Origin of the sequence: Pseudomonas sp. IT-P4 (assembly GCF_949767755.1) — a bacterium.
GTDB classification, from domain to species: Bacteria; Pseudomonadota; Gammaproteobacteria; order Pseudomonadales; family Pseudomonadaceae; genus Aquipseudomonas; species Aquipseudomonas monachiensis.
This window is the reverse complement of the sequence record NZ_CATKPX010000038.1, coordinates 23,496-46,855: the sequence shown is the minus strand read 5'-3', so window position 1 is coordinate 46,855 and position 23,360 is coordinate 23,496. Positions and strand designations below refer to the sequence as shown.

Genomic DNA, 23,360 nt, shown 5'->3' with positions numbered 1-23,360 from the left:
GCGAAGGGGCCGGTTCAGGCTCTGACAAAGTCGGTGTCAGGCAACAGATCAGCCCTTGAACACTTCATCCAGCAGATTGTGCATCGACGTGAACGCCCGGGCAGCCACCTTGGCGTCATACATCATCATCCCCGGCACGTTGGCGTGCGGGTCGGTGAACGAGTGGAACGCACCGCCATAGCTCAGCAATTGCCAATCCACAGCCGCCGCATTCATCTCATCTTCGAACGCCGGCAACTGCTCCTTCGGCACCAATGGGTCGGAAGCGCCGTGCAGCACCAATACCTTGCCCTTGATGTTATTCGCATCAGCAGGGTTCGGCGTGTCCAGCGTGCCGTGGAACGACACCGCGGCCTTTACCGGCGCGCCGGTACGGGCGAATTCCAGGGCGCAGCAGCCGCCGAAGCAGAAACCGAAAGTGGCCAGTTTCGAAGTATCGACAGCCACCTCGCCCTGCCCCTGCAGCTGCTCGAACGCCACTTGCATGCGCTTGCGCAGCAATGGGCGGTCATTCTTCAACGGCATCATGGCCGCGCCGGCCTCGTCATTGTTCGTCGGACGAACCGATTGACCGTAAAGGTCAGCGATCAACACCACATAACCCTTGGATGCCACTGCTTTGGCGATCTCTTCGGCACCGGCGCTGACACCCATCCAGTTCGGCGCCATCAACAACCCCGGGCGCGGGCCTTTATGGTCGGCATCAAAGGCCAGACGGCTTTCGTAAGCCTGGCCGTCAATCTGATAAGCAACGGAACGTAGAGTGATTTGGCTCATTTCTGACTCCTGATTATTGAACACCAGAATGAAAAAACCCGCCGAAGCGGGTTTTTCTGCAACACGGTCAGGCCGATAGTTCGACCAGCAGCTTGTTCAGACGGCGCACATAGGCCGCCGGGTCTTTCAAACTGTCGCCGGCCGCCAGGGCCGCCTGATCGAAGAGGATGTGCGCCAACTCACGGAAGCGCTCGTCGCTCTGCTCGTTGTCGAGCTTCTCGATCAGCGGGTGAGTCGGGTTGAATTCGAAGATCGGCTTCGAATCCGGAACCTTCTGACCGCTGGCTTCGAGGATCTGACGCATCTGCAAACCCAGGTCCTGCTCGCCGATGGCCAGAATCGCCGGGGAGTCGGTCAGACGATGGGAAACCCGAACGTCAGCAACGGATTCGCCCAGCGCAGCTTTCAGACGCTCGACCAGACCTTCTTTGGCCTTGGCGACTTCTTCCGCGGCCTTCTTGTCCTCTTCCGAGTCCAGGTTGCCCAGGTCCAGGTCACCGCGTGCCACGTCGACAAAGCTCTTGCTGTCGAAATCGCTGAGGTAGCTCATCAGCCACTCGTCGATGCGGTCGGTCAACAGCAGCACTTCGATGCCTTTCTTGCGGAAGACTTCCAGGTGCGGGCTGTTTTTGACCTGGGCGTAGGTTTCGCCAGTCAGGTAGTAGATCTTGTCCTGACCTTCCTTGGCACGCGCCAGATACTCGGCCAGGCCAACAACCTGCTCGCCATCGTCGCCATGGGTCGATGCGAAACGCAGCAGGCCGGCGATTTTTTCCTTGTTGGCGAAATCTTCTGCCGGGCCTTCTTTCATGACCTGACCGAAGTTTTTCCAGAAGCCCTTGTATTGCTCAGGCTCGTTCTTCGCCAGTTTTTCCAGCATGTCCAGGACGCGCTTGGTCAGCGCCGACTTCATCGAGTCGATGATCGGGTCTTTCTGCAGGATTTCCCGCGACACGTTCAGCGACAGGTCGTTGGAGTCGACCACACCCTTGATGAAGCGCAGGTACAGTGGCAGGAAGGACTCGGCCTGATCCATGACGAACACGCGCTGCACGTACAGCTTCAGGCCTTTCGGCGCTTCACGCTGGTACAGGTCGAACGGCGCACGGGTCGGCACGTACAACAGCGAGCTGTATTCGAGCTTGCCTTCGACCTTGTTGTGGCTCCAGCTCAGCGGGTTTTCGAAATCGTGAGCGATGTGCTTGTAGAACTCCTGGTATTCCTCGTCCTTGATCTCGGTACGCGGACGGGTCCACAGGGCGCTGGCGCGGTTGACGGTTTCCCACTCAACGGCCGGCTGCTCTTCGCCTTCGGCAGCGGCCACTTCTTTCGGCAGCTCGATCGGCAAGGCGATGTGGTCGGAGTACTTCTTGATGATGTTGCGCAGGCGCCAGCCATCGGCGAACTCGTCTTCACCGGATTTCAGGTGCAGGACGATGCGAGTTCCGCGTTCGGCCTTGTCGATGGTCGCCACTTCGAAGTCACCTTCGCCCCTGGACGACCAGTGCACACCTTCGCTGGCAGCGCTGCCGGCACGACGGCTGTACACATCGACTTTGTCAGCAACGATGAATGCGGAGTAGAAACCGACACCGAACTGGCCGATCAGGTGCGAGTCTTTCTTCTGGTCGCCGCTCAGGTGCTTCATGAAATCGGCGGTGCCGGACTTGGCGATGGTACCCAGGTGGGTGATCGCGTCTTCGCGGCTCATGCCGATACCGTTGTCTTCGAGGGTGACGGTTTTAGCGTCCTTGTCGAAGCTCACACGGATTTTCAGTTCGGTGCCGCCTTCCAGCAACTCTGGCTTGGCCAGGGCTTCGAAACGTAATTTGTCGACAGCGTCAGAGGCGTTCGAGATCAATTCGCGAAGGAAAATTTCCTTGTTGGAATACAGCGAATGGATCATGAGATGCAGCAGTTGCTTCACCTCGGTCTGGAAGCCCAGGGTTTCCTTTTGAGTTTCCACACTCATGGTCATCAAACTCCAATCAGATGGCATAAGCCGCGACCATGAGGGTCGACGGCGGGTTGTCCTCAGAGTTTGGGGCTGAGTTCAGGATTTCAAGGGCTCTTCGAGTTTGAAATGTGCACGGGCCGTGGCGATGGGTTCGGCTTCGGTGCTTTGCCAGGCGGTAATCGCCACATTGGCGACCCGGCGTCCCTGGCGCCAGACCTGGCATCGGGCCCAGGTATCGCGAAATTGCCCGGCTCGCAGGTAATCCAGGGAGAAGTCGATGATCTTCGGTACCCCGGGCGATCCGGCAAACACCAACAGGTGCAGCGCCGCGGCCAATTCCATGAAACCGGCGATCACACCGCCATGAATCGCCGGCAACAAAGGGTTGCCAATGTTGTCCTTGTTCGCAGGCAGCTTGAACAGCAACTCATCCCCCACCCGCGAACATTCGACGCCGATCAGCCGAGCATAGGGAATCAAATCCAGCAGCGCGGCGTAATCGCCCTGCTCGTGGGCCTTTTGCAATTGATCCTTGATCGACTCGTTCATTGCGCACCTCCGGTAACCGCGCCACCAAAGCCCTTGGTGCCCTTGATGTGCTTGCCCATGCGCATGAAAGTGCCCATCACATGGGCAATGGGTTGCCCGGGGTCATCCTGATAGGCGAAGCCACGGGCAAAAATCACGTCGGTGGTGACCCGATAGCACTGGGCAAAGCCATAGACATCCTTATGCGGCTCGGCGGCGTGCATGTAGTCGATGCGCAGGTCGAGGGTCGGACAGACTTCGAATTCCGGGAGCACGCAGAGGGTCGCCATGCCACAGGCGGTATCCATCAACGAGGTCAGCGCTCCGCCATGAATCACGCCGGTTTCGGGATTGCCGACGATCTGCGGGCTGTAAGGCAGTACAATCGTCAGCCCTTCGTTGCTGGCGCTGTGAACGCTTAGTCCAAGTACCTGGCAATGTCGCAGCGCTGACAAAAAGCGCTTCGCACGCTCAAAAACGGGGTTTTCAGCCATTTGATAAAGCCCTTGTTTATGTCCGTACAGTGCGGTGGCGGCCCGGATAAGAGTTCCGCGCTAGAGCAAACTTATATATCTGAAAGAATTATGGAACTTAACCCTGATGCGTGGGCTCTTAATGCCAGTAGATGCTTTTCATCAGGAGAAACACCCCATGCGTAAGACTTTAGCTATTGCCTTGATGTTGACCGCTTCCCTCGGTCTCGCGGCCTGCGATAAAAAATCCGAGGACAAAGCTCAAGATGCTGCCAAACATGCTGAGCAAGCTCAGCAAGACATGAGCAAAGCTCAGGATAAAGTGAACGACGCTGCGAAAGAAAACGCCGAAGCCGCCAAAGATCAGGCTGAATCGAACGCTGAAGCGGCAAAAGAGGCTGCTCCGGCTGCTCCAGCCACTCCAGCCGCTCCGGAAGCACCTAAGAACTAATACGGTTTTTAGCGTGGCAAAAGAAAACCCGCCAAGTGCGGGTTTTCTTTTGCCTTGAAAAAAAGTGGTTAGAGCAAAAACGTTCGAAAAGTCGGACTAATCATCAACAACAGCGAACAGATTAATCCCAGTAGCCAAACCAGACTGCGCTGCCAGGCCAGGTCCTTCCAGTAACACACCAGATAAATAACCCGCGTGATCACGAAGATGATCGCCAGACAGTCGATCAGCCAGCCCGCCGTCTGCGTGGTATGCGCCATCAACACACCCACCGCAAACAACATGAAGGCTTCGAAACTGTTCTGATGCGCTGCCACCGCCCGGGCACCCAGCCCCGTGAGTTGCATCTGCTGTTGGCGCGGCAGGTGGTTATCGTAACCACCCTGCTCTTTCATGGCCCTGGTCACGGGCATTCGCGCCAGATAAATCAACACTGCACTGATAAACACGCACCAGAATGGAATACTCATCAAGCAGCCTCTTTGATTACCTCCGGCAACGGCGCCTCTGTAGGGGTATAGACCATCACGTCGAGTACGTCGGAATGAAACTCGCGGTGGTACAACACGAATACGACGCCGGCACTCATCAACATGAACAGCCACGGGCTGACGAACCAGGCCAGCATGGTCATGCCGAAGTAGTAGGAACGCAATCCGAAGTTGAACTGGTTGGCGGCCATGGAGATGACGCGGGCGGCGCGGGAAGCGAATGCCTTGCGTTCCTGCTCCGACACATGGCGCTCGCCGACCATCGGCGCCGAACCCACCAGTACCGCGGCAAAGTTGTACTGGCGCATGCACCAACTGAAGGTGAAGAACGCATAGACAAACACCAGCGCCAGGCACAGCAACTTGATTTCCGACATGCCCTGAGACGCCTGTTGCACCATCGGGATATCCGCCAGCAACGATACCGCCCGTTCCGAAGCCCCCAATACCGTGAGAATACCGGCCAGGATAATCAACGTACTGGAGGCAAAGAACGAAGCATTGCGTTCCAGATTGCCGATCACGCTGGCATCGGCGATTCGGTTGTCGCGCAGCAGCATGCGGCGCATCCAGTCTTCTCGATACAGGTGCAGCACACTGGCCAGGCACGCGGTGTCACGGCCTTTCCATGTGGCATAGCGGGTGTACCCGCCCCAGCAGATAACGAACCAGACGGCGGCAAGAAGGTGGATCAGGTTGGCTTGGATGAACGACATGCAGGTCCTTGTGAAGTAAATGCGGATTACACAGCCCCTGTGGGAGCGAGTTCCCACAAAGGGTGTTGCAGTGCTTCGACGTTAGCTCAACGGAAAAGACACCGCATCCCTCACAAAAAAAATGCCCCGTATCGATTGATACGGGGCATTTCTGTTTTTGCTCAAGACCCGCTTGTGGCGGGTCGTGAAGCGACTTAAGCCAAGGCTTCGGCGCGCTTGCCCAGCAGGCGATCGCAGACCACCGCGACCACCAGTGTCATCACCGACGGCACCAGCCAGGCCAGGCCCTGCTCGCTCAGCGGCAGGTGGGCCATTTGCGTCGGCATCCAGTCCGCCAGGCCTGCACCCTTGAGGGCATCGATCAGGCCGAAGATGAACGACACCAGCATCACCGGGCCGAGGATACGACCCTGCTCATGCCAGAAGTCCTTGCAGAAGCTCAACGCCACCAGAACGATGCACGGCGGGTAGATCGCGGTCAGCACCGGGATCGAGAACGCAATCAGCTTGGTCAGGCCCAGGTTGGACACCAACAGCGAGAACGCGGCGAGGATGATCACCAGCGTCTTGTAGGACAGTGGCACCACACGGCTGAAGTACTCGGCGCAAGCACAGGTCAGGCCGACCGCGGTCACCAGGCACGCCAGGGAGATCAGCACGGCCAGGAAGCCGCTGCCCAGCGAACCGAAGGTGTGCTGCACGTAAGCATGCAATACCGCCGCGCCATTGGTAGCGCCAGCGGCCACTTCATGGCTGCCCGAACCGAGACGGAACAGGCTGACATACACCAGTGCCAGGCCCACGCCGGCGATCAAACCGGCGATGATCGCATAACGGGTGATCAGTGCTGGCGACTCGACGCCGCGGGAACGGATGGCGTTGACGATGACGATGCCGAACACTAGCGCGCCCAGGGTATCCATGGTCAGGTAACCATTGATGAAGCCTTGGGAGAACGGCGCCGCCACGTATTCAGGCGTGGCCTGGCCAATGTCACCGGCCGGCAAGGCGAAAGCTGCAATGCCCAGCACGGCCAGGGCGATGATCTTCAGCGGCGCGAGGAAGCGCCCTACGGTATCGAGCAAACGGCCCGGATACAGCGAGATGAAGAACACCAGCAGGAAGTACACCGAGCTGTACAGGAACAGCGCCAGCGGGCTCTCGCCGGTCAGCGGCGCCAGGCCCACTTCGAAGGATACCGTCGCGGTACGTGGCGTCGCGAACAGCGGGCCAACAGCGAGGTAACAAGCCGCTGCCAGCAGGCCACCGGCGACTTTACCGATCGGGCTGCTCAAGGCATCCATTGCACCGCCGACCTTGGCCAGCGCCACAACGGTGATCACCGGCAGACCGACCGCCGTGACCAGGAAACCCAGCGCCGCCATCCAGACATTGGGCCCGGACTGCAAACCGACGATAGGCGGGAAGATGATGTTGCCAGCCCCGACGAACAGGGCAAACGTCATAAAACCAAGTGCCAGGATGTCCTGGCCTTTCAACACTTTCATTAAGGAAATACCACACTACTGAATCGGAATTTAGAGAGGGATTTCCCTATGGGTGAGGGAAATGCTGTCAGTCCGTATAAGACCGACCCTTTTAGCGCGTTGCCGCCTTGTGGGCCGCAGACGCAAAAATGGCGCGTAGCCTAACGAATTTGGACCAGAAACGCACTGTTAGAGGGCGAACATTCCGATCTACGACATTTTCGTGTCGCGTTTATGCATGTAAATGGTTGGTGTCTGTAAGTCCGTCATCGCGAGCAAGCTCGCTCCCACATTGGAATGCGTCCACCTGTGGGAGCGGGCTTGCCCGCGAAGAGGCCAGCACAGCCAACACAAATGCCGGAAACGACAAAGGCCACCCGAAGGTGGCCTTTGTCAGCAGAGTTGCAAGCTAAGCGCGAGGCTTACTTGACAGCCCAACCGGTCAGCTCGGCCAGGGCCTTGCCGATGTCTGCCAGCGAACGCACGGTTTTAACGCCTGCGTCTTGCAGAGCAGCGAATTTCTCGTCTGCAGTGCCTTTGCCGCCAGAGATGATTGCGCCAGCATGGCCCATGCGCTTGCCCGGAGGAGCAGTCACACCAGCGATGTAGGAAACAACCGGCTTGGTCACGTGTGCCTTGATGTAGGCAGCCGCTTCTTCTTCAGCCGAACCGCCGATCTCACCGATCATTACGATCGCTTCGGTCTTCGGGTCTTCCTGGAACAGCTTCAGGATGTCGATGAAGTTCGAACCCGGGATCGGGTCACCACCGATGCCGACGCAAGTCGACTGACCGAAACCGGCGTCAGTGGTCTGCTTCACAGCTTCGTAGGTCAGGGTGCCGGAACGGGAAACGATACCGACCTTGCCTGGCAAGTGAATGTGACCTGGCATGATGCCGATCTTGCATTCGCCTGGGGTGATCACGCCTGGGCAGTTAGGGCCGATCAGGACTACGCCCAGCTCGTCGCACTTAACTTTGGCGTCCAGCATGTCCAGGGTAGGAATGCCTTCGGTGATGCACACGATCAGCTTGATGCCGCCGAAGGCAGCTTCCAGGATCGAGTCCTTGCAGAAAGGAGCCGGAACGTAGATCACGCTGGCGGTGGCGCCAGTGGCAGCTACAGCGTCTTTCACGGTGTTGAACACTGGCAGGCCCAGGTGCTCGGTGCCGCCTTTGCCTGGAGTTACACCACCAACCATCTTGGTGCCGTACTCGATGGCTTGCTGGGTGTGGAAACTACCTTGCGAACCGGTAATACCCTGGCAGATAACTTTGGTGTCTTTATTGATCAGGACGCTCATTATTTGCCCTCCGCAGCTTTGACAACTTGTTGAGCAGCGTCGGTCAGGCTGGTAGCAGCGATGATGTTCAAACCGCTTTCTGCCAGTACTTTAGCGCCCAGCTCAGCGTTGTTGCCTTCAAGGCGAACAACAACCGGGATTTTCACGCCGACTTCTTTCACAGCGCCGATGATGCCTTCGGCAATCATGTCGCAACGAACGATGCCGCCGAAGATGTTGACCAGTACTGCAGCGACGTTAGTGTCGGACAGGATGATCTTGAACGCTTCGGTAACGCGTTCCTTGGTAGCACCGCCGCCCACGTCGAGGAAGTTGGCTGGCTTGCCGCCATGCAGGTTGACGATGTCCATGGTACCCATGGCCAGGCCAGCACCGTTGACCATGCAACCGATGTTGCCTTCCAGCGCTACGTAGTTCAGTTCGAACTTGGCAGCGTGCGCTTCGCGCGGATCGTCCTGCGACGGATCGTGGAAAGTCTTCAGCTTAGGCTGACGGTACATGGCGTTGGCGTCGATGTTGATCTTGGCGTCCAGGCAATGCAGATCGCCGTCAGCCTTGATCACCAGCGGGTTCACTTCCAGCAGGGCCAGGTCGTGATCCTTGAACAGTTTGGCCAGACCTACGAAGATCTTGGCGAACTGGGCAACTTGCTTGCCTTCCAGACCCAGCTGGAATGCCAGCTCGCGACCCTGGAATGGCTGAGCGCCAACCAGTGGATCGATAGTGGCTTTCAGAATTTTTTCTGGAGTGTCGTGAGCGATTTTCTCGATGTCCACGCCACCTTCGGTGGAAGCCATGAACACGATGCGACGGCTCGAACGGTCAACGACAGCGCCCAGGTACAGCTCTTTAGCGATATCAGTGCACGATTCAACCAGGATCTTGGTGACTGGCTGGCCATTGGCGTCAGTCTGGTAAGTCACCAGACGCTTGCCCAGCCACTGCTGTGCGAAGGCTTTGGCGTCTTCTTTGCTGCGAACCAGCTTTACGCCGCCCGCTTTACCGCGACCACCGGCGTGGACCTGGGCTTTGACAACCCACTCGCTGCCGCCGATTTTGTCGCAAGCTTCTGCTGCTGCTTCCGGGGTGTCTACTGCATAACCAGTGGAAACTGGCAGGCCGTATTCAGCGAACAGCTGCTTACCCTGATACTCGTGAAGATTCATGCTTTTTACCGTCTTCGTTAGGTACTGCGCATTCGGTGCTGCACTCATTCAAGTGCCGCACCACCTGTGACTGCTGCTTGCATAGCCTTTCCGGGTACCCGGTGCAGCTATGCAAGACTGCGTCCAGCGGATATTCCGCGGTGAGTCTTGCATGCAAGGCTCACGACGGGCCAAACCGCCGTGGTTTCTTATTATGTCTTAACGCTTCTTGCGGTTGGCGATGTGAATAGCGCCGCCATTCACTGCCAAAGCAGCTTCGTGCAAGGCTTCAGACAGGGTCGGATGGGAGAAAACCATCATGCCCAGGTCTTCAGCGCTGGTGCCGAATTCCATACCGATCGCGCCCTGCTGAACCAGTTCTGCAGCGCTTGGGCCAATCACGTGGACGCCCAGTACGCGGTCTGTCTTGGCATCTGCGATGACCTTGACGAAACCACCGGTGTCGTTGGCAGCCATGGCACGGCCGGAGGCTGCGAACGGGAAGGTGCCGACGTTAACTTCAACGCCTTCAGCTTTCAAGGCCTGCTCGGTTTTACCGACCCACGCGATTTCCGGGTGAGTATAAATAACCGAAGGGATCAGGTCATAGTTCATCTGGGCCTTGTGGCCCTTGATGCGCTCGACAACCATGATGCCCTCTTCCGAGGCCTTGTGCGCCAGCATCATGCCGCGAACCACGTCACCGATGGCGTAGACGCCCGGTACGGTGGTGGCGCAGTGATCGTCAACGTGCACGAAACCGCGCTCGTCCAGGGTCACGCCGCAGTCGGCAGCCAACAGATCAGTGGTCACCGGACGGCGACCAACGGCTACGATCAGCTTGTCGAAAGTGATGTTCTGTTCGCCCTTGGCATCGGTGTAGTTCACCACGACTTCGTCGCCGTTCACTTTGGAACCGGTTACGCGAGCGCCCAGCTTGATGTCCAGACCCTGCTTGGTCAGGGTTTTCAGCGCTTCCTTGGAAACAGCGGTGTCCGCTGCCATCAGGAAGGTGTCCAGGGCTTCCAGGACAGTCACTTCCGCGCCCAGACGCGACCAGACCGAACCCAGTTCCAGACCGATCACGCCAGCGCCGATCACGCCCAGACGCTTAGGCACGGACTGGAATTCCAGGGCGCCAGTCGAATCGACGATCACATTCTGGTCAACCGGAGCTGGCGGAATGTCGATCGGACGCGAACCTGGAGCCAGGATGACGTTTTCGGCTTCGATGATTTCTACCGAGCCATCAGGCTTGGTGACTTCGACTTTCTTGCCGGCCAGCAGCTTGCCGTGACCCTGGATAGAGGTCACACCGTTGGCTTTGAACAGGGTCGCAACGCCGGAGGTCAGGCCTTTGACGATGTTGGCCTTGCGGCCGACCATCGCTGGCACGTCCATGGTCACGCCAGCGTGATTGATACCGTGGATCGCGAAACCGTCCTGGGCTTCGTGGAATTTCCACGAGCTGTCCAGCAGGGCCTTGGATGGAATGCAGCCGACGTTCAGGCAAGTACCGCCCAGAGCCAGTTTGCCTTCCTTGTCGGTGTACTTCTCGATGCAGGCAGTGCTGAGGCCCAGCTGAGCGGCCTTGATGGCAGCCACGTAACCGCCAGGGCCCGCGCCGATCACTACTACGTCAAATTTCTGCGACATTCAAAAAATCCTCTTTAGCGAAAAGCTTCAAGCCGCGAGCGGCAAGCCAGGCTGCGGGTTTTCCGACAGCACGGGCTTGCAGCTCATGGCTGCTTCTATCAGATATCCAGCAACAGACGAGCCGGATCTTCCAGCAGGTTCTTGATGGTCACCAGGAAGGTCACAGCTTCTTTGCCATCGATCAGACGGTGATCGTAGGACAGTGCCAGGTACATCATCGGACGGATAACGACCTGACCGTTGATGGCCATCGGACGCTGGATGATGTTGTGCATGCCCAGGATGGCGGCTTGTGGCGGGTTGACGATCGGGGTCGACATCATCGAACCGAAAGTACCACCGTTGGTGATGGTGAAAGTACCACCGGTCATTTCGTCCATCGACAGTTTGCCGTCGCGGGCTTTCTTGCCGAAGGTGGCGATGCCGCCTTCGATTTCAGCCAGGCTCATCAGTTCGGCGTTACGCAGAACCGGTACAACCAGGCCGCGATCGCTGGAAACTGCAACGCCGACGTCAGCGTAGCCGTGGTAAACGATGTCGCCACCGTCGATCGAGGCGTTGACAGCCGGGAAGCGTTTCAGCGCTTCGGTGGCCGCTTTCACGAAGAACGACATGAAGCCCAGGCGCACGCCGTTGTGGGACTTCTCGAACAGGTCCTTGTACTTCGAACGCAGTGCCATGACTTCAGTCATGTCGACTTCGTTGAAAGTGGTCAGCATCGCCATGTTCGATTGAGCTTCAACCAGACGCTTGGCCACGGTGGCACGAACGCGGGTCATCGGTACGCGCTTCTCGATGCGATCGCCAGCGGCAAACACAGGAGCAGCGGCAGCCGGAGCAGCAGCCTTGGCAGGTGCGGCAGCAGGAGCAGCTTTCTTGGCTTCGACAGCGGCAACCACGTCTTCCTTGGTTACACGACCATCTTTGCCGGTGCCTTTGACGGAAGCCAGGTTGATGCCGTTTTCTTCGGCCAGCTTGCGAGCAGCTGGAGCTGCGATAGCGTCTTCGTCAGCGCCGGCAGCTGGAGCAGCGGCAGCAGCGGCCGGAGCAGCAGCGGCAGCCGGAGCGGCAGCAGCAGCGCCGCCTTCAACGATGGAGCCCAGGACTTCGTCGGACAGAACGGTTTCGCCTTCGTTCTTGACGATAGCGCCCAGCACGCCGTCAGCGGTAGCCAGCACTTCCAGCACGACTTTGTCGGTTTCGATGTCGACAATCAGTTCGTCGCGCTTGACCGCGTCGCCCGGTTGCTTGTGCCAGGTGGCAACGGTGCCATCGGCAACCGATTCCGGGAAAGTGGGGGCTTTGATCTCGATAGCCATTGTCTGTGGTTCCTTAAATTCGGTTTCAGGTGCGCGAAGGCGTTAAACAGTAAAGGCGTCTTGCAGCAGTTTTTCCTGCTGTTCGGCGTGCATCGATGCGTAACCGCATGCTGGTGCAGCAGAAGCCTCGCGGCCCGCGTACTCAAGTACGAGAGACTTGTTGAGGTTGCTGATGCTGCGACGCATGTGGTGTTGGCTGCAGTACCACGCACCCTGGTTCATCGGCTCTTCCTGACACCAGACGGCAGCTTTGACGTTGGTGTAAGGCGCCAGGACTTCTTTCAAGTCGTCCTCAGGGAATGGGTACAGCTGCTCGATACGCACGACAGCGATGTCGTCACGACCTTCGGCACGGCGTTTTTCCAGCAGGTCGTAGTAGACCTTGCCGCTACACAGAACAACGCGCTCGACCTTTTTCGGGTCTTGGGCATCGATTTCCGGGATGACGGTCTGGAACGAACCTTCGGCCAGATCTTCCAGCGTCGAGATGGCCAGCTTGTGGCGCAACAGCGACTTCGGAGTCAGAACGATCAAAGGCTTGCGCAGCGGGCGAATCACCTGGCGACGCAGCAAATGATAGATCTGTGCCGGCGTAGTCGGCACGGCTACCTGAATGTTGTGCTCGGCGCACAGCTGCAGGTAACGTTCCAGACGCGCCGAGGAGTGCTCCGGCCCCTGACCTTCGTAACCGTGCGGCAGCAACATGGTCAGACCGCACAGACGGCCCCACTTGTGCTCGCCACTGGTGATGAACTGGTCGATAACTACCTGGGCACCGTTGGCGAAGTCGCCGAACTGGGCTTCCCAGATCACCAGCGCATCAGGCGTGGTGGTCGAGTAACCATATTCGAACGCCAGTACGGCCTCTTCGGACAGGAACGAATCGTACAGGTCGAAACGTGGCTGGCCGTCGTACAGGTTTTGCAGCGGGATGTAGGTGCCCGCGTCCTTCTGGTTGTGCAGGACAGCATGGCGGTGCGAGAACGTTCCGCGACCGATGTCCTGGCCAGTCATGCGAATCGGGTGACCTTCGAACGCCAGGGTCGCGTACGCCATGGTTTCGGCGTAACCCCAGTTGATCGGCAGGCCGCCGGCTTGCATCTTCTGGCGGTCTTCGTAGATCTTGGCAACCTGGCGCTGGACCACGAAGCCTTCCGGGATTTCCAGCAGCTTGGCGGACAGTTCCTGCAAGGTCTTGAGGTCGAAGCGAGTGTCGTGACGTGCGGTCCAGGCGTGGCCCAGATACGGACGCCAGTCCACGAACAGCTCTTTGTTCGGCTCTTTGACCAGGCTTTTCACTACGTGCAGACCGTTGTCCAGCGCATTGCGGTATTCGTCGACTTTCGCCTGAACACGCTCTGCGTCGAGCACACCGCCCTGGGTCAGACGATCGGCATACAGCTCACGGGTGGTGCGCTGCTTGGTGATCTGCTGATACATGATCGGCTGGGTGCCGCTTGGCTCGTCGGCCTCGTTGTGGCCGCGACGACGGTAGCAGACCAGGTCGATCACCACGTCACGCTTGAACTGCATGCGGTAGTCGATGGCCAGCTGGGTCACGAACAATACGGCTTCCGGATCATCACCATTCACATGGAGGATCGGCGCCTGGATCATTTTCGCAACGTCGGTCGCGTACTCGGTGGAACGCGAGTCCAGCGGGTTGCTGATGGTGAAACCGACCTGGTTGTTGATCACGATGTGCACGGTACCGCCGGTCTTGAAACCGCGGGTCTGCGACATCTGGAAGGTTTCCATGACCACGCCCTGACCTGCGAAAGCAGCGTCACCGTGGATGGAGATCGGCAGAACCTTCTCACCGGTCGGGTCGTTACGACGATCCTGACGGGCGCGAACCGAACCCTCGACCACCGGGGAAACAATTTCCAGGTGGGACGGGTTGAACGCCATGGCCAGGTGAACTTCACCGCCGGAGGTCATTACGTTGGACGAGAAGCCCTGGTGGTATTTCACGTCACCGGAACCCAGCTCGACCTTCTTCTTGCCTTCGAACTCGTCGAACAGCTCACGCGGGTTCTTGCCGAAGGTGTTGACCAGCACGTTCAGACGGCCACGGTGGGCCATGCCGATGACGATTTCCTTGGTGCCGTAGGAACCGGAACGCTGGATCAGCTCGTCGAGCATCGGAATCAGGCTTTCGCCGCCTTCCAGACCGAAACGCTTGGTACCCGGGTATTTGGTGCCCAGGTATTTTTCCAGGCCTTCACCGGCGGTCACGCGCTCAAGCAGGTGGCTCTTGATGTCGGCGGAGTACGTCGGACGACCGCGCACGCTTTCCAGACGCTGCTGGAACCACTGGCGCTGCTCGGAATCGGTGATGTGCGTGAACTCAGCGCCGATGGTGCGGCAATATGTCTGCTGCAACGCTTCGTGAATTTCGCGTAGGCTCGCTTCCTCTTTGCCGATGAACAGGTCGCCGGCACGGAAGGTCGTATCAAGATCGGCATTGGTCAAGCCGTAATGATTGATCGACAGGTCTGCAGGTGCAGGACGCTGCCACAGTCCCAGCGGGTCAAGCTGGGCTGCCTGGTGGCCACGCATACGGTAGGCCTGGATCAATCGCAGCACTTCAACTTGCTTCTTCTCGTGCTCACTGCTCACGCTGCCGGCGGAAACCGGTTGGGCGCGGCGCTGGTTCTTTGCCAGCAAGACGAAATGATCGCGAATTGTGGAGTGCGAAACATCGGTGGCAGAGTTGCCGTCAGCAGGCAACTTCTGGAAGTAGGTGCGCCACTCTTCTGGCACAGCGTTAGGGTCGTGCAGGTAGAGCTCGTAAAGCTCTTCCACATAGGCAGCGTTACTACCGGATAGGTAGGCACTGTTCCACATGCGCTGCATCACGCTTTCTTGCATGCTTGGTCACCCTCGGTTAGGGGAACACCATCGGTGTCGACACCGAGCAAACTTGCAGAAGTCCGAATGCAGCGACCAAAACAAGCCACTAGGATCACACTGATAGTCCGGGTACCAGCCCGGATGCCCCTGCTTGTCTCATTTCTTCAAAATAAGAGCCGCAGCCTTTTAGGCTGCTGCTCAGGTTAAAACTACGGCGCCGGTTGAAGCCTGCGCCGCAGCATCTACGGGTACAACGGGTACAGCAGCTGAATCACACGCCGCTTGAGAGCAACATGTTACGGATGTGACCGATGGCCTTAGTCGGGTTCAGGCCTTTCGGACATACGTTGACGCAGTTCATGATCCCGCGGCAGCGGAATACGCTGAACGGGTCATCCAGCGAAGCCAGACGCTCGGACGTCTTGGTATCACGGCTATCTGCCAGGAAGCGGTACGCTTGCAGCAGGGCAGCCGGACCCAGGAACTTGTCCGGGTTCCACCAGAAGGACGGGCAGGAAGTCGAGCAGCAAGCGCACAGGATGCACTCGTACAGACCGTCCAGCTTTTCACGCTCTTCAGGGGACTGCAGACGCTCGATGGCCGGAGCCGGCGTGTCGTTCTGCAGGTATGGCTTAACCTTTTCGTATTGCTTGTAGAAGATGCTCATATCGACGACCAGGTCACGGATAACCGGCAAACCTGGCAGAGGACGAACGATCAACTTGTTACCTTTTACGACAGCGGACAGCGGCGTGACGCATGCCAGGCCGTTTTTGCCGTTGATGTTCATGCCGTCGGAACCGCAAACACCTTCACGGCAAGAGCGACGATAGGAGAAACCCTCGTCCTGCTCTTTGATCAGGGCCAGCACGTCCAGCACCATCAGGTCTTTACCACCGGTATCAACCTGGAATTCCTGCATGAACGGCGCGGCGTCCTGATCAGGGTTGTAACGATAAACGCTGACTTGCAACATGGCGGCCACCCTTAATAAGTCCGAATCTTAGGTTCAAAAGTCGGAACAGTCTTCGGCGAGAAGTTCACGGCACGCTTGGTCACGCGCTTGTCACCCGGGAAGTACAGGGTGTGGCACAGCCAGTTTTCGTCGTCACGATCTTCGAAGTCTTCACGGGCGTGAGCACCACGGGACTCCTTACGTACTTCTGCGGCGATGGCGGTGGCTTCGGCCACTTCCAGCAGGTTCTGCAGCTCCAGAGCTTCGATACGTGCAGTGTTGAACGCCTGCGACTTATCGTTGATCTTCACGTTGGCGATGCGCTTGCGCAGGTCAGCCAACTGGGCAATACCCTTCTGCATGTATTCGCCGGTACGGAATACACCGAAGTAGTTCTGCATGCAGTTCTGCAGCTCGCGACGCAGGGTAGCCACGTCTTCGCCTTCGGTACGGCTGTTCAGAGCGTTCAGGCGCGACAGTGCAGCTTCGATATCGGCTTCGGTAGCGTCGTCGTATTCGATGCCGTCGGTCAGTGCTTTTTCCAGGTGCAGGCCGGCAGCGCGACCGAATACCACCAGGTCGAGCAGCGAGTTGCCGCCCAGACGGTTGGCACCGTGAACCGATACGCAAGCCACTTCACCCACTGCGAACAGGCCAGGGATGATTTCGTCGACGCCTTCGCCGTTCTGGGTGATCGCCTGGCCATGAATGTTGGTGGCAACGCCGCCCATCATATAGTGGCAAGTCGGAACAACCGGAACCGGAGCAACAACCGGGTCAACGTGGGCAAAAGTCTTCGACAGTTCGCAGATACCTGGCAGACGGCTGTGCAGCACTTCCTCGCCCAGGTGGTCGAGCTTGAGCATCACGTGGTCGCCATTCGGACCGCAACCATTGCCGGCGATGATCTCTTTAACCATCGAACGGGCAACCACGTCACGACCGGCAAGGTCTTTGGCGTTCGGAGCATAACGCTCCATGAAACGCTCGCCGTGCTTGTTGATCAGGTATCCACCTTCACCACGGCAACCTTCGGTAACCAGTACACCGGCGCCGGCGATACCGGTCGGGTGGAACTGCCACATTTCGATGTCTTGTACCGGTACACCGGCACGCAGCGCCATGCCAACGCCGTCACCGGTGTTGATCAGGGCGTTGGTGGTCGAAGCGTAGATACGACCTGCACCGCCGGTAGCCAGTACGGTGGCCTTGGCACGGATGTAGGTGGTTTCGCCGGTTTCGATGCAGATGGCAATCACGCCGACGAACTCGCCTTCGCCGTTCTTCACCAGATCGACAGCGTAGTACTCGTTCAGGAACACGGTACCGGCTTTCAGGTTGCCCTGATAAAGGGTGTGCAGCAGTGCGTGACCGGTACGGTCGGACGCAGCGCAAGTACGCGCAGCCTGGCCGCCTTTACCGTAGTCCTTGGACTGACCGCCGAATGGGCGCTGGTAGATACGACCTTGCTCGGTACGCGAGAACGGCATACCCATGTGGTCCAGCTCGTAAACGGCAGCCGGGCCTTCCTGACACATGTACTCGATAGCGTCCTGGTCACCGATGTAGTCGGAACCCTTGACGGTATCGTACATGTGCCAGCGCCAGTCATCGTTCGGGTCAGCGGACGCGATGGCGCAGGTGATGCCGCCCTGGGCGGATACAGTGTGCGAACGGGTCGGGAAAACCTTGGTGATCACGGCAGTCTTGTGACCGCCCTGTGCCAGTTGCAGCGCTGCGCGCATGCCGGCACCGCCACCACCAATAATGATGGCATCGAAAGAAATCGTTGGAATGTTAGCCATGACTCAGATACCCCAGAGAATCTGCACGCCCCAGACGAAGTAAGCGAACATCGCAACGCCGCAGACTGCCTGGAAAAGGAAACGTATAGCCGTCGCGGACTTGCCGAACGCCATTGGCGTCAGGTAGTCGGTCGCGATGGTCCACATGCCGACCCAGGCGTGAGCGCCGAGGGCAACGAGGGCCAGGAGGCTGAAGATACGCATTCCGTTGTGGGCGAACAGTTCATGCCACTGGGCGTAATCGAGGCCAGGGTTGGCCACGATGTATCCGATCAGGAAGATGAAGTAAGCCGCGAGAACGACCGCAGACACACGTTGCGCCATCCAGTCATAGAGGCCCGAACGCGACAGGTTCGTGACGTTAGTTACCATATCCAAACTCCTGCCAGAACGATTACCACCACGGAAACGGCGATAACGATTTTCGAGCCCAGCTTGCCGCCTTCCAGCGTCTCACCGATGCCCATGTCCATGATCAAATGGCGCACACCGGCTACCAGGTGATAAAGCAGAGCGGACAGGATGCCCCATGTCACTAGCTTGGCTAGCGGACTGGTCAGACACGCTTTCACCTGACCGAAGCCTTCCTCGGAACTCAGCGACTTGTCCAATGCGTAAAGCATGATGGCAAGGCACACGAAGAGGATGACACCGGAAATTCGGTGAAGGATGGACGTGTAAGCAGTGACTGGGAGTTTGATGGTCCTTAGGTCTAGGTTTACAGGTCGTTGGCTTTTCACGGCTTTTTTTTCACACTGAAGAGCCCCTAACAATCAGGGCAAAGTTGTTGGGGAGTGCACTGGTCAGGTAACCACCACCCAGGGATGCGACCCCCAATGAAAGCAAGCCCAAAAGCCCTTGGCGGTCGGTGGCCGAGTATAGACAGTTAGGCTACTAATGACAACGCAAACACCTAACCCAAACAGCTGATTGCGCAACCGGCATAAAAGGCGTAAATGGCAGCCAATTTCGAGAAAAAAGTCCGGTTAAAGCCTTCTGGAGCAAGACTTTAGGCAAATTGACATTCGAATTTATCTCACTATAGTGGTGCGGGCCCTGCGTGGGGGGTCTGTCTGATGATTTCAAGCATAAATAGGAGGCCACATGGCTGACAAAAAAGCGCAGTTGATCATCGAGGGCGCAGCCCCCGTCGAGCTGCCCATTTTAACCGGCACCGTTGGTCCCGATGTTATCGATGTTCGGGGCCTGACGGCCACGGGCCGTTTCACCTTTGACCCAGGCTTCATGTCGACCGCCTCGTGCGAGTCGAAGATCACCTATATCGACGGCGACAACGGCATTCTGCTGCACCGCGGCTACCCGATCGAACAGCTGGCTGAAAAGTCGGACTACCTGGAAACCTGCTATCTGCTGCTCAACGGCGAACTGCCGACCGCAGAACAGAAGGCCCAGTTCGTCAGCACCGTGAAGAACCACACCATGGTTCACGAGCAGCTGAAGACCTTCTTCAACGGCTTCCGTCGCGACGCCCACCCAATGGCCGTCATGTGCGGCGTAGTCGGCGCCCTCTCGGCGTTCTACCACGACTCCCTGGACATCAATAACCCGCAGCATCGCGAAATCTCCGCGATCCGCCTGGTTGCCAAGATGCCGACCCTGGCAGCGATGGTTTACAAGTACTCCATGGGCCAACCCATGATGTACCCGCGCAACGACCTGTCGTACGCGGAAAACTTCCTGCACATGATGTTCAACACCCCGTGCGAGATCAAACCGATCAGCCCGGTACTCGCCAAGGCCATGGACCGGATCTTCATCCTCCACGCCGACCACGAGCAGAACGCATCGACTTCCACCGTGCGCCTGGCCGGCTCTTCGGGTGCCAACCCGTTCGCCTGTATCGCCGCCGGTATCGCCGCACTGTGGGGCCCTGCCCATGGCGGTGCGAACGAAGCCGTTCTGACCATGCTCGATGAAATTGGCGATGTCTCGAACATCGACAAGTACATCGCCAAGGCCAAGGACAAGAACGATCCGTTCAAACTGATGGGCTTCGGTCACCGCGTTTACAAAAACCGCGACCCGCGCGCCACGGTAATGAAGCAGACCTGCGACGAAGTGTTGAAGGAACTGGGCATCCAGAACGATCCGCAACTCGAACTGGCCATGCGCCTGGAAGAGATCGCCCTGACCGACCCGTACTTCATCGAGCGCTCGCTGTACCCGAACGTCGACTTCTACTCGGGGATCATCCTCAAGGCGATCGGCATTCCAACCAGCATGTTCACCGTGATCTTCGCCCTGGCGCGGACCGTCGGCTGGATCTCCCACTGGAAGGAAATGCTCTCCAGCCCGTACAAGATCGGCCGTCCGCGCCAGTTGTACACCGGCTACGAGTCGCGTGATATCACCAAGCTGGAAGACCGCAAGTAAGCGCTGTCTTGCTGTAGGGTGTTGAGCTGTACCGGGAACGGCCTCTGCTTTTTATATAAAGAGCAGGAGGCCGTTTTTGTTTGTGGGCTTTTTTTGCTGGTGTACATATCCGTTTTTTGCGGTAGCGGCCACTTACGGTTCCGCCCTTACGGCGGGTCACTTTCGAAAAGCGCGAAAGTAACCAAAGCGCTTTTGCCCCTGACATTCGGTGCCTCGCCTAGGCTCGGCATGCCCTCGCTCCGGTCCTGCTCCGTGGGCCCGCCGCCATCGGCCATCCATGGCCGGGGGCGGCTAACCCGGCATCCATGCCGGGTTGCCCACTGCGCAGAACCTCCACTCGGCCTCACGAGGGGGCGTACACCGCAACAGCGCCCGAGGCGGCCTACCGGCCGGCCTGTTTGCTGGGTGCGTTCGTCTGCAGGGTACCTGGTCGACTGGCAGGCCGTCATCGCGAGCAAGCTCGCTCCCACAGAAAAGCAAAGGCAGATCGGCGTACACCCACGCTCTTCACCACTCATCAGGCCGAGCGTTAGCTCGCCTGCAGCTCTTGATCTTGATCCACCCGCCCCCTCGGAAGGCTGAGTGGAGGTGTTTATCCGGGGATTGGCGCGCAGCGCCGTTCGACGCAGTCGAACTCATTGCATGTAGGTCGAAGCGAAGCCGACCGGAGGGCAATGCCCCCGGATGAATACCGCAGCGAAGGAACGCCGAGCCTTAGCGAGGGGCCGTACGTTCGGGGCGAGCGTTTTTTTGGTTACTTTTTTTAGGCGCTTGTAAAAAAAGTGACTCGCCGTAAGGGCGAAACCATAAGTCGCCGCTACCGAAGGAATGGATATGTACACCATCAAAAAGCACTCCGCCTGACACAAAGCCTTCGCGAGCAAGCCCGCTCCCACAGTAAATCGGGTACATCCACGAAATTCGGGTCGATTACCGCCCAATAAAAAAAAACCCCGATCTCTCGACCGGGGCATTACGCGTTAGTGCAATTTATATATAAAGCTTTAAAGCCTTAGTGCGAAACAGCACCACTTGCACCCAGGCCAGTCTGCGAACGAACAAACTGCGGGAAGAACAGCGCACGCTCATTATCAGCCGCAGTGGACTTGTCGGTAACCGAGAAGAACCAGATCCCGACAAAGGCAATCATCATCGAGAACAGCGCCGGGTACTCATACGGGAAGATGGCCTTCTCGTGATGCAGGATCTGCACCCAGATGGTCGGACCAAGCACCATCAGACCCACGGCACTGACCAGCCCCATCCAGCCGCCGATCATCGCACCGCGAGTGGTCAGTTTTTTCCAGTACATGGAAAGCAGCAGCACCGGGAAGTTACAGCTCGCTGCGATGGAGAACGCCAGGCCCACCATGAACGCAATGTTCTGGCTCTCGAACAGGATACCCAGACCAATGGCCAGCACCGCCAAGGCGATGGTGGTGATTTTCGAAACGCGAATCTCGTCCTTCTCGTTGGCCTTGCCCTTCTTGATCACGCTGGCATACAGGTCGTGGGACACCGCCGAAGCACCGGCCAGGGTCAGACCGGCAACCACTGCCAGAATGGTCGCGAACGCCACCGCCGAGATGAAGCCCAGGAAAATGCTGCCACCCACCGCGTTGGCCAGGTGCACCGCCGCCATGTTGTTACCACCCAGCAAGGCGCCAGCAGCGTCTTTGAAGGCAGGGTTGGTACTGACCAGCAGGATCGCGCCGAAGCCGATGATGAAGGTCAGGATGTAGAAGTAGCCAATGAAGCCGGTTGCGTACAACACGCTCTTGCGAGCTTCTTTTGCGTCACTCACGGTGAAGAAGCGCATCAGGATGTGTGGCAGACCAGCAGTACCGAACATCAGCGCCAGACCGAGGGAGAACGCCGAGATCGGATCTTTCACAAGGCCGCCCGGGCTCATGATCGCTTCAGCTTTCGGGTGAACCTTGATTGCCTCGGAGAACAGCATGTTGAAGTCGAAGTTGACGTGCTTCATCACCATCAGCGCCATGAAGGAGGCGCCGGACAGCAGCAAAACTGCCTTGATGATCTGCACCCAGGTGGTCGCCAGCATGCCGCCGAACAGCACGTACATGCACATCAGGATACCAACCAGGATCACCGCAACGTGATAATCGAGACCGAACAGCAGCTGGATCAGCTTGCCGGCGCCGACCATTTGCGCGATCAGGTAGAACGCAACCACCACCAGCGAACCGCAAGCGGACAGCGAGCGGATCTGGGTTTGCCCAAGGCGATAGGACGCCACGTCGGCAAAGGTGTATTTACCCAGGTTACGCAGGCGCTCAGCGATCAGGAACAGGATGATCGGCCAGCCCACCAGGAACCCGATCGAGTAGATCAGGCCGTCGTAGCCGGAAGTGAACACCAGCGCGGAAATACCCAGGAAGGACGCCGCGGACATGTAGTCACCGGCAATCGCCAGGCCGTTCTGGAAACCGGTGATCTTGCCGCCCGCCGCGTAGTAGTCGGAAGCCGACTTGTTTTTCTTGGACGCCCAGTAGGTGATGCACAGGGTCGCGCCAACGAATGCGATGAACATCAGAATCGCGGACACGTTAAGGGGTTGTTTCTGCACAGCGCCGGTCAGGGCATCAGCGGCCCAAGCGCCAGGTGCGAACGCTGCGATGCTCAACAGAGCCATTAGACGCCGGATCATTGCTGAGCCTCCTTGAGAATCGCATTGTTCAGGTCGTCGAACTCGCCGTTGGCGCGCCGTACGTAGATACCGGTCAGGATGAAGGCCGAGAGAATCAGACCGACACCGATCGGAATGCCCCAGGTGATCGATGACTCAGGGCTGATTTTCGCCCCCAGTACATGCGGCCCATAAGCAATCAAAAGGATGAATCCGGAGTAAAGCCCTAGCATGATCGCCGAAAGGATCCAGGCGAATCGTTCCCTCTTGCTAACCAGCTCCTTGAAGCGCGGGCTGTTTTGAATCGAGAGGTAAATGCTGTCGTTCATTGTTTTTATCCTCGCAGCACAGATTTAGTTGGAACGGTCTCCACTCTATGCGGCTGCGGGGCAGGTT

At 58.2% G+C, this 23,360-nt stretch carries 20 protein-coding genes; 2 read left to right on the top strand and 18 right to left on the bottom strand.

Features of this window, described 5'->3' with window-relative positions; translation table 11 throughout:
• Positions 1-48 precede the first annotated feature (48 nt).
• The 4 genes from ACM6IT_RS16995 to ACM6IT_RS16980 all read right to left on the bottom strand — a co-directional run bounded on the left by ACM6IT_RS16995 (position 49) and on the right by ACM6IT_RS16980 (position 3,756).
• Complete coding sequence (locus tag ACM6IT_RS16995; RefSeq protein WP_414918390.1) at positions 49-777, bottom strand: dienelactone hydrolase family protein; 729 nt, start codon at positions 775-777, stop codon at positions 49-51.
• 67 nt (positions 778-844) lie between these two features.
• Positions 845-2,749 (bottom strand): molecular chaperone HtpG, encoded by a 1,905-nt coding sequence (gene htpG / locus ACM6IT_RS16990; protein WP_056722293.1) that lies wholly within the window; start codon positions 2,747-2,749, stop codon positions 845-847.
• Between the two features lie 81 nt (positions 2,750-2,830).
• A complete protein-coding gene (locus ACM6IT_RS16985) occupies positions 2,831-3,283 on the bottom strand; it encodes a PaaI family thioesterase (RefSeq protein ID WP_414913119.1) in 453 nt (150 codons plus the stop codon).
• On the bottom strand, positions 3,280-3,756 hold the full coding sequence (locus ACM6IT_RS16980) for a PaaI family thioesterase (protein ID WP_056721692.1): 477 nt from the start codon (positions 3,754-3,756) through the stop codon (positions 3,280-3,282). The genes ACM6IT_RS16985 and ACM6IT_RS16980 overlap by 4 nt, the downstream gene beginning before the upstream one ends.
• Positions 3,757-3,913: 157 nt before the next feature.
• Here ACM6IT_RS16980 and ACM6IT_RS16975 point away from each other — a divergent pair, with 157 nt between their 5' ends.
• Positions 3,914-4,186 carry a hypothetical protein gene (locus tag ACM6IT_RS16975; protein WP_056722291.1) on the top strand — a complete coding sequence of 91 codons (273 nt, stop codon included), beginning with the start codon at positions 3,914-3,916 and terminating at the stop codon, positions 4,184-4,186.
• A gap of 68 nt (positions 4,187-4,254) precedes the next feature.
• Here ACM6IT_RS16975 and ACM6IT_RS16970 read toward each other — a convergent pair whose 3' ends face one another.
• The 12 genes from ACM6IT_RS16970 to sdhC form a co-directional block, all read right to left on the bottom strand.
• Positions 4,255-4,656: an MAPEG family protein gene (locus tag ACM6IT_RS16970; RefSeq protein ID WP_056721690.1), complete on the bottom strand. Its 402-nt coding sequence runs from the start codon at positions 4,654-4,656 to the stop codon at positions 4,255-4,257.
• The gene (locus tag ACM6IT_RS16965; protein ID WP_056721688.1) at positions 4,656-5,393 is read right to left on the bottom strand and encodes a DUF599 domain-containing protein; all 738 of its coding nucleotides are present in this window, start codon (positions 5,391-5,393) and stop codon (positions 4,656-4,658) included. The genes ACM6IT_RS16970 and ACM6IT_RS16965 overlap by 1 nt, the downstream gene beginning before the upstream one ends.
• A 194-nt stretch (positions 5,394-5,587) precedes the next feature.
• Entirely contained in the window at positions 5,588-6,901 is a 1,314-nt protein-coding gene (brnQ, locus tag ACM6IT_RS16960; RefSeq protein WP_056721686.1) for a branched-chain amino acid transport system II carrier protein, read from the bottom strand.
• Between the two features lie 401 nt (positions 6,902-7,302).
• A complete protein-coding gene (sucD, locus tag ACM6IT_RS16955) occupies positions 7,303-8,184 on the bottom strand; it encodes a succinate--CoA ligase subunit alpha (protein WP_007919877.1) in 882 nt (293 codons plus the stop codon).
• A complete protein-coding gene (gene sucC / locus ACM6IT_RS16950) occupies positions 8,184-9,350 on the bottom strand; it encodes an ADP-forming succinate--CoA ligase subunit beta (RefSeq protein WP_007919879.1) in 1,167 nt (388 codons plus the stop codon). Before sucC ends, sucD begins: the two co-directional genes overlap by 1 nt.
• A 198-nt stretch (positions 9,351-9,548) precedes the next feature.
• Entirely contained in the window at positions 9,549-10,985 is a 1,437-nt protein-coding gene (gene lpdA / locus ACM6IT_RS16945) for a dihydrolipoyl dehydrogenase (protein ID WP_007998079.1), read from the bottom strand.
• 98 nt (positions 10,986-11,083) lie between these two features.
• Positions 11,084-12,304 (bottom strand): 2-oxoglutarate dehydrogenase complex dihydrolipoyllysine-residue succinyltransferase, encoded by a 1,221-nt coding sequence (gene odhB / locus ACM6IT_RS16940; protein ID WP_056721685.1) that lies wholly within the window; start codon positions 12,302-12,304, stop codon positions 11,084-11,086.
• A 42-nt stretch (positions 12,305-12,346) separates the two neighbouring features.
• Positions 12,347-15,178 carry a 2-oxoglutarate dehydrogenase E1 component gene (locus ACM6IT_RS16935; RefSeq protein ID WP_223542121.1) on the bottom strand — a complete coding sequence of 944 codons (2,832 nt, stop codon included), beginning with the start codon at positions 15,176-15,178 and terminating at the stop codon, positions 12,347-12,349.
• 253 nt (positions 15,179-15,431) lie between these two features.
• On the bottom strand, positions 15,432-16,136 hold the full coding sequence (locus ACM6IT_RS16930) for a succinate dehydrogenase iron-sulfur subunit (RefSeq protein ID WP_008063297.1): 705 nt from the start codon (positions 16,134-16,136) through the stop codon (positions 15,432-15,434).
• 11 nt (positions 16,137-16,147) lie between these two features.
• Positions 16,148-17,920, bottom strand: a complete 1,773-nt coding sequence (gene sdhA, locus ACM6IT_RS16925) for a succinate dehydrogenase flavoprotein subunit (protein WP_056721681.1) — start codon at positions 17,918-17,920, stop codon at positions 16,148-16,150.
• Between the two features lie 3 nt (positions 17,921-17,923).
• Positions 17,924-18,292: a succinate dehydrogenase, hydrophobic membrane anchor protein gene (gene sdhD, locus ACM6IT_RS16920; RefSeq protein WP_056721678.1), complete on the bottom strand. Its 369-nt coding sequence runs from the start codon at positions 18,290-18,292 to the stop codon at positions 17,924-17,926.
• Complete coding sequence (sdhC, locus tag ACM6IT_RS16915) at positions 18,286-18,660, bottom strand: succinate dehydrogenase, cytochrome b556 subunit (RefSeq protein WP_032829628.1); 375 nt, start codon at positions 18,658-18,660, stop codon at positions 18,286-18,288. Before sdhC ends, sdhD begins: the two co-directional genes overlap by 7 nt.
• A 364-nt stretch (positions 18,661-19,024) precedes the next feature.
• On the opposite strand from sdhC, the gene gltA reads away from it, so the two are divergent.
• On the top strand, positions 19,025-20,314 hold the full coding sequence (gene gltA, locus ACM6IT_RS16910) for a citrate synthase (protein WP_056721677.1): 1,290 nt from the start codon (positions 19,025-19,027) through the stop codon (positions 20,312-20,314).
• Positions 20,315-21,326: 1,012 nt separating this feature from the next.
• On the opposite strand, the gene ACM6IT_RS16905 is transcribed toward gltA, so the two are convergent.
• Both ACM6IT_RS16905 and ACM6IT_RS16900 read right to left on the bottom strand, forming a co-directional pair.
• Positions 21,327-22,985: a cation acetate symporter gene (locus ACM6IT_RS16905; RefSeq protein ID WP_414913117.1), complete on the bottom strand. Its 1,659-nt coding sequence runs from the start codon at positions 22,983-22,985 to the stop codon at positions 21,327-21,329.
• Positions 22,982-23,293, bottom strand: coding sequence for a DUF485 domain-containing protein (locus ACM6IT_RS16900; protein WP_056721673.1), 312 nt, complete (start codon positions 23,291-23,293; stop codon positions 22,982-22,984). The genes ACM6IT_RS16905 and ACM6IT_RS16900 overlap by 4 nt, the downstream gene beginning before the upstream one ends.
• Positions 23,294-23,360 lie beyond the last annotated feature (67 nt).

Coding starts and splice junctions, on each gene's coding strand:
- ACM6IT_RS16995 (WP_414918390.1), bottom strand. CDS start 777: ATGAGCCAAATCACTCTACGTTCCGTTGCTTATCAGATTGACGGCCAG.
- htpG (WP_056722293.1), bottom strand. CDS start 2,749: ATGAGTGTGGAAACTCAAAAGGAAACCCTGGGCTTCCAGACCGAGGTG.
- ACM6IT_RS16985 (WP_414913119.1), bottom strand. CDS start 3,283: ATGAACGAGTCGATCAAGGATCAATTGCAAAAGGCCCACGAGCAGGGC.
- ACM6IT_RS16980 (WP_056721692.1), bottom strand. CDS start 3,756: ATGGCTGAAAACCCCGTTTTTGAGCGTGCGAAGCGCTTTTTGTCAGCG.
- ACM6IT_RS16975 (WP_056722291.1), top strand. CDS start 3,914: ATGCGTAAGACTTTAGCTATTGCCTTGATGTTGACCGCTTCCCTCGGT.
- ACM6IT_RS16970 (WP_056721690.1), bottom strand. CDS start 4,656: ATGAGTATTCCATTCTGGTGCGTGTTTATCAGTGCAGTGTTGATTTAT.
- ACM6IT_RS16965 (WP_056721688.1), bottom strand. CDS start 5,393: ATGTCGTTCATCCAAGCCAACCTGATCCACCTTCTTGCCGCCGTCTGG.
- brnQ (WP_056721686.1), bottom strand. CDS start 6,901: ATGAAAGTGTTGAAAGGCCAGGACATCCTGGCACTTGGTTTTATGACG.
- sucD (WP_007919877.1), bottom strand. CDS start 8,184: ATGAGCGTCCTGATCAATAAAGACACCAAAGTTATCTGCCAGGGTATT.
- sucC (WP_007919879.1), bottom strand. CDS start 9,350: ATGAATCTTCACGAGTATCAGGGTAAGCAGCTGTTCGCTGAATACGGC.
- lpdA (WP_007998079.1), bottom strand. CDS start 10,985: ATGTCGCAGAAATTTGACGTAGTAGTGATCGGCGCGGGCCCTGGCGGT.
- odhB (WP_056721685.1), bottom strand. CDS start 12,304: ATGGCTATCGAGATCAAAGCCCCCACTTTCCCGGAATCGGTTGCCGAT.
- ACM6IT_RS16935 (WP_223542121.1), bottom strand. CDS start 15,178: ATGCAAGAAAGCGTGATGCAGCGCATGTGGAACAGTGCCTACCTATCC.
- ACM6IT_RS16930 (WP_008063297.1), bottom strand. CDS start 16,136: ATGTTGCAAGTCAGCGTTTATCGTTACAACCCTGATCAGGACGCCGCG.
- sdhA (WP_056721681.1), bottom strand. CDS start 17,920: ATGGCTAACATTCCAACGATTTCTTTCGATGCCATCATTATTGGTGGT.
- sdhD (WP_056721678.1), bottom strand. CDS start 18,292: ATGGTAACTAACGTCACGAACCTGTCGCGTTCGGGCCTCTATGACTGG.
- gltA (WP_056721677.1), top strand. CDS start 19,025: ATGGCTGACAAAAAAGCGCAGTTGATCATCGAGGGCGCAGCCCCCGTC.
- ACM6IT_RS16905 (WP_414913117.1), bottom strand. CDS start 22,985: ATGATCCGGCGTCTAATGGCTCTGTTGAGCATCGCAGCGTTCGCACCT.
- ACM6IT_RS16900 (WP_056721673.1), bottom strand. CDS start 23,293: ATGAACGACAGCATTTACCTCTCGATTCAAAACAGCCCGCGCTTCAAG.